General features: G+C 45.6%; 4 protein-coding genes, 1 pseudogene and 1 riboswitch. Of the genes and pseudogenes, 1 reads left to right on the plus strand and 4 read right to left on the minus strand.

Annotation, left to right across the window (positions count from 1 at the left end; all coding sequences use genetic code 11):
- Positions 1-83 precede the first annotated feature (83 nt).
- Both GRP75_RS17815 and metA read right to left on the minus strand, forming a co-directional pair.
- Positions 84-1,268, minus strand: a complete 1,185-nt coding sequence (locus GRP75_RS17815) for a PLP-dependent transferase (protein ID WP_023987790.1) — start codon at positions 1,266-1,268, stop codon at positions 84-86.
- A gap of 124 nt (positions 1,269-1,392) precedes the next feature.
- Positions 1,393-2,310, minus strand: a complete 918-nt coding sequence (gene metA / locus GRP75_RS17820) for a homoserine O-acetyltransferase MetA (RefSeq protein ID WP_053325031.1) — start codon at positions 2,308-2,310, stop codon at positions 1,393-1,395.
- Between the two features lie 118 nt (positions 2,311-2,428).
- Positions 2,429-2,554, minus strand: a riboswitch (SAM riboswitch).
- A 551-nt stretch (positions 2,555-3,105) separates the two neighbouring features.
- Here metA and corA point away from each other — a divergent pair.
- Positions 3,106-4,041 (plus strand): magnesium/cobalt transporter CorA, encoded by a 936-nt coding sequence (gene corA / locus GRP75_RS17825; RefSeq protein WP_160789956.1) that lies wholly within the window; start codon positions 3,106-3,108, stop codon positions 4,039-4,041.
- Between the two features lie 160 nt (positions 4,042-4,201).
- Here corA and GRP75_RS17830 read toward each other — a convergent pair whose 3' ends face one another.
- Entirely contained in the window at positions 4,202-5,209 is a 1,008-nt protein-coding gene (locus GRP75_RS17830; protein ID WP_160789957.1) for an HRDC domain-containing protein, read from the minus strand.
- Positions 5,210-5,375: 166 nt separating this feature from the next.
- Positions 5,376-5,770: pseudogene (locus GRP75_RS17835) on the minus strand (ROK family protein); the annotation flags it as partial.

Raw genomic sequence — 5,770 nt, forward strand, 5'->3', positions numbered from 1 at the left:
AATTTCAGAGCCGAAATGCAGCAGCTTGGTAGCGAACTTCCGCTCTTTGTCCAGATCCTGGCCGATCCTTCTCGCATCCTCTATCATTGCTGCTCCCCTCCTTCTACTTCTTGACGTGCCGCTTCCAGCGCCGAACGCAAATCTTCAATTAGGTCGTCTGTATGCTCAATGCCGACGGAGAAACGCAACAGCCTGTCATCTACCCCGACTGCATCCCGAATTTCTGCTGGTATGTCCGCATGTGTCTGCACAGCGGGATAGGTCATTAGCGATTCCACACCGCCGAGACTTTCCGCAAACGCAATGAGCTTAATGTGACGAAGCAAAGGCTCCACATAACGAGCATCCTTTACTTTAAAGGAGAAGATACCCGTATTTCCGCTGGATTGTTTATTTTGAATCTCACGACCTGGGTGGCCTTCGAGAGCTGGATAAAATACTTCCGCCACCGCCGGATGCGTCAGTAAATAGTTAGACAGCACTGTTGCATTATGCTGATGTCGGTCCATACGCAGCGCTAACGTCTTCATCCCCTTCATCAACTGATAGCAGTCGCTCGGGGAAAGCACGGCCCCTATGGAATTGTGCAGGAAGGAAATTTCAGCCGACAGCTCTTTGCCTTTGGTTACGATCAACCCTGCCAGCACATCGTTGTGTCCGCCCAAATATTTGGTTGCGCTATGTACCACAATATCCGCGCCCAGCTCCAATGGCCGCTGGAAATATGGGGTTAGCAGCGTATTATCTACAATGGTAAGCAACTGATGTTGTGATGCCCACTCGGCAACCGCTCGAATATCAGTGATCATCATTAACGGATTTGTAGGTGTTTCTATGAATACAGCTTTGGTATTCGGTCGACATGACTGTTCGAGTGCTTCAAGATCATTCGTATCCACATAACTTGCTGTTACACCAAATTTAGATAAAATACGCTCCAGCAAGCGATATGTCCCGCCATACAGATCCAGCGATACAATGAGGTGATCTCCCTGTCCAAACAATGCAAATACCGTTTGCAGCGCCGCCATACCTGAGCTACATGCAAAACCTGCATCACCCGATTCAAGTGCAGCAGAAGCCTCTTCCAGTACCTTTCGCGTAGGATTGATCGTCCGAATGTAATCAAATCCTGTGCTTTGACCTAGACGGGGATGGCGGAACGCCGTAGATTGGTAAATCGGGTAATTAACAGCCCCGGTTACTGGCTCCTCTACTGAACCGATTTGTGCCAATCTGCTTTCGATTTTCCACTGTTTCTCACTCATATGAATCCTCCTGTTAACTTCCATAGTGGGTGCTATAACAAATCCTGCAAAAATGGATGTCAAAGACTATACTGCTGCGCTACTGCAAGGTGGTACTGTACAAGGGTAAACTACAAGCCCCTTTTTAAATCTGGGGCCCGATATCGTAAGGTGTTTCTTGGTATACATAATAGTTCAGCCAATTCGAGAATAATAAATTGGCGTGTGCCCGCCAGATTGAGGGTGGTGTGCGCTTGGGATCATCATTAGGAAAATAATTTTTGGGGACTTCAATATCCATTCCTTTGGCCACATCGCGGTCGTATTCCCATTTCAGGGAAAGCGGGTCATATTCAGAGTGCCCAGTTACAAAAATTTGTTTACCGTCAAGCGTGGCTACGAGGTACACTCCAGCTTCCTCGGATTCGGATAAAACTTCTAATTCGGCAATATGATCAATATCTTCCCGCCGAACCTCCGTATGTCGGGAGTGAGGAGCATAAAACAATTCATCAAAGCCGCGTAGCAATTTTACTTTAGGTTTAATCACGGTGTGTGGAAATACGCCAAAGCATTTGTAGTCGAGCCCGTATTTAGGGACATCGAAATGATGGTATAAGCCTGCCTGTGAGGCCCAACAGATATGCATGGTCGAAGTTACATTCGTTTTCGTCCATTCAAAGATTTGCTGGATCTCCTCCCAGTAGTTCACATCCTCAAACTCAAGCTGTTCAACCGGGGCTCCTGTAATAACCATGCCGTCAAAACGACTGTTCTTGATCTCGTCAAACGTTTTATAGAACATGTTCAAATATTCTTGCGATGTATTTTTGGATACATGAGATTTCATGTGCACCAGCGTGACGTCCACTTGCAGCGGCGTATTGCCTACCAAGCGCAACAGTTGGGTTTCCGTCGTCTCCTTTGTAGGCATTAAATTCAAAATGGCGATACGCAACGGACGAATATCCTGATGATAAGCCAAGCTTTCATCCATTACGAAAATATTTTCGCCCTCGAGCACTTCCTTGGCAGGTAGCGTGTCTGGGATTTTAATCGGCATGTAAACTCACTCCTTGTTCGGTAAGTTTTGCGAAAATCGTCTTGTTGAGATGCCGGGCATATAATAAAAAGACCTTTCTCAGGTTAGAGAAAGGTCATATTTGTATCCATATGCGCCTCTCTCATCTGTCAGGGCAACGCTCTTTGTACAAAGCGCGCGTCCTGCAAGAATTAGCACCGTGCGATTAAAATCGCCGGTTGCCGGGTATCATCGGGCTAGTCCCTCCACCTGCTCTTGATAAGATTTCGCTATATTCATTTTAGGTTCACAAAGTTCTTGTTGTTCACTTTAATGCATCGGCTGGGCTTCGTCAAGATGGGACTTTTAAATTTGTACCCTGCATTCACATTTTGTCTACCTTTTCCATAGGTTAAATCATATCCCTCCTATCGTTGAAGCTCTTGCCACTACTGTTGATTTAGCCCATGATTTTGCGCTTGAAAGGCCGTAGGCCGAGCGTTATACTATACAAGTGCTATTAGGCAAAAATATGGAGCAGTAGTGCAGATTTGAGTGTTTCCTGCGATACTGTGGCAATCTAAAAAAGAACATTTGAGAGGTGAATCCGGAATGGAAGGCGACCCGAGTCCGAATAGGCGGCGATCCCTGAACAACAGCATAGGAATGACTTCAGCTTGCCGAAAGACGGGACGCCAGGCTCTGCATGCTCCAAAAGCCTCCGGCTTTTGATGGGAGTGCACGCTTACCCGCACCGGCTAACTGGCTAACTGAGTCCATTCCTTATGCTTAAGGTAAACGTATTTCCGTTACGACGGAGCATAAGGAGTGACATATATGAAAATCCGTTTGGTCAACAACGGGGTTTTTACCCCTGTCGAAGAAATTGAAATGGCGCTTACTGCACCGGCAGAAGGTTTTTATTGGATTGATGCCGATGTCGATGATTTGACAGTGCTCCAGCCTTTATTTTCCATGCATGATCTTGCAGTAGAAGACTGTTTGAGTGAAGAAGAACAGCGTCCGAAGATTGAAATTTATGAAAGCCATTATTTTATCGTTGTAAATAGCATTCGTTTTGATGATGAAGAAATATTTTTGCGAGCTTTGAACATTTTTATCGGCCGCCATTTTATCATTACGGTGACCAAGCAGAAAATAAATGAGCTTCGTACCCTCAAGCCTATGCTGTGGGAGCAAGAAGTCAGCCAGCCTGACCGTTTTATGTATCTGTTGGTCGACTTGATTGTTGACAACTATTTTCTGGTTGGTGACCGGATTGAGGTCCGCATTGAGAAGCTGGAAGAAGATATTCTAATGCATACGAAAAAGTCGCATTTGAACGAAATCATCGGCTTACGAAGTGAGATTCTGTGGCTGAAAAAAGTGCTGGGTCCACAAAAAGAAGTCATCAATACCCTGAACAAACGGGATTTGCGGCTCATCGACGATCAATTGCAAAAATATTTCAGCGACATTTATGAAAATGCTGTGAAAATTTCGGAGACTTTTGAAACTTACCGCGACTTGATGGGTAACCTTCGAGAAGCTTATCAATCCAGTATCGCCAACCGTGCCAATGAAATTATGCGTGTGTTTACGGCAATTACGACCGTATTTATGCCATTGACAGTCATTACCGGAATATATGGGATGAACTTCGATAATATGCCTGAGCTTCATACACGTTATGGCTATTTTGTCGTCATTGGTATTATGGTGGCATTAGGTGTCAGTATGTTCTGTATTTTCCGCAAGAAAGACTGGGTTTAAAAAGAACAGGGGGAAAAGTACCGAGTTGGATACTTTTTTCGATTTTCAGCTTGGTCATAAAAAGCAGCAGCCGTGTCCTGTGTGGAACTCGCTGCTGCTTTTTAGTATGTTGAACCCTGAATGCACTTTAATACTTTAGCTTTATTCAATCAGTTCTATATTATCCAACATGTCGGTCGGGTACCTGCTGATGACGAAACCGTATACGGATCAGACGCAGACGCTCGTAAATTTGATCCAGTCCTGTTTCGGTTGCCTTTTCTTCCCCATACACTTTCAGCATGACGGGCTTGAGCAGCGCATCCCCCAACTCTTCATAAGCAGACCAGATGGCTGCCTGCTCTTCCTTAGATACATTCACCAATTCCTTGCGGATCAGCTTCTCCATATCAATGCCATCCCTGTCCAAATGCTCCACAGCTTCAATCATCTCTCTACGATGCAAACCTGTCTTCATTCCGATATGCTCCAGTGAAAGACCGTCCGAAATGCCTTCGATAATCGTTCTAGTTAGGCTGAATTTGTTCAGCTCCTGCCTGTACTGGTTCTCTTTTTGCTTGTATAGCCATGACAAAAAAACTTCTTCTTCCAGCGTCTCTGTTACCCAGTTCAACGGAAATGGTGTGGTCCGGTCATTTTGTGTCGTAATAGCCAATAGCTCCGTCCCATATTGCGACACTTTACCCTGACCCATACCAGGCAGCTCCAACAGTTCTTCTTCGGTATGGGGAAGATAGACGCTAATGAGTCGAAGCAGCCGATTCGTAGCGATAAAATAAGGTGCTTTTCGTTCCGTTGCTGCCTTTTGCCGTCTCCACATCGTCAACTGCTCATACACTTCATCACGTGGAAACAAATCACTGTAGCAATACAGCTTTTGCAGCGTTTGTCCTCGTCCTGATGATCCTTCTTGCTCATGAAATACGCCATGGATTAAGGGCCTATAGCCCTCAGCCATTTTGAGCGCCAGCTCATGACGGTATACATGTAGTAATTCCTGCCACAAGCTGCCCTCATACCAAAGGTCGTCTATACTTTCATCCGGGACATGCTGTGTGCTCCAGCCTGCACTCCATCCCCCTTCATGCTGCCCAATCCATACCTGAGCAAAGTCCTCATAGCCCTGTTCATTTCGTTTGGACAAGCGATTTAAAAATACAATATCCATGATTTCTTCCTCCCTCATATCGTTGAAAGACAGTCCCGCACAACACAAAAACGCAAAAAAAAGCACCCATCCTGCGTATTCGCAAGAAAGGTGCTTCCCTTTTTGAGCCGTACTATACTGTTGCCTATATAATAACCGTACCTTGGAGTGCCGTCAACCATAAATTCTAATGATTCAGCTTTTCCTTTGCCAATGCCAGAGCACCGCACAATCCAGCATTGTCACCCAATCCCGGAGATACGATATATTGCTCAATATCTGTTGTCAGACTCGAATGCTGTACGTATCCGTTCAAAAGTTCTTGAAGCTTCGTACGAATGAGCGGGAACAGTTGGTCCTGCTTCATCACTCCCCCGCCCATAATAATTTTTTGCGGTGACAGGATTAATATATAGCTCATTAAAGCCTGTGCCAGATAGTACGCTTACATTTCCCAGGCCGGGTGATCGACAGAAAGCTCATGTCCTTTAACCTTCAATCTTTTTTCGAGCGCAGGACCTGCGGCCAGTCCCTCCAAACAATCTCCGTGATAAGGACATGTCCCCTCGTAAGTATCTTCTG

It is taken from the genome of Paenibacillus sp. OT2-17, from assembly GCF_009827695.1.
GTDB classification, from domain to species: domain Bacteria; phylum Bacillota; class Bacilli; order Paenibacillales; family Paenibacillaceae; genus Paenibacillus; species Paenibacillus polymyxa_B.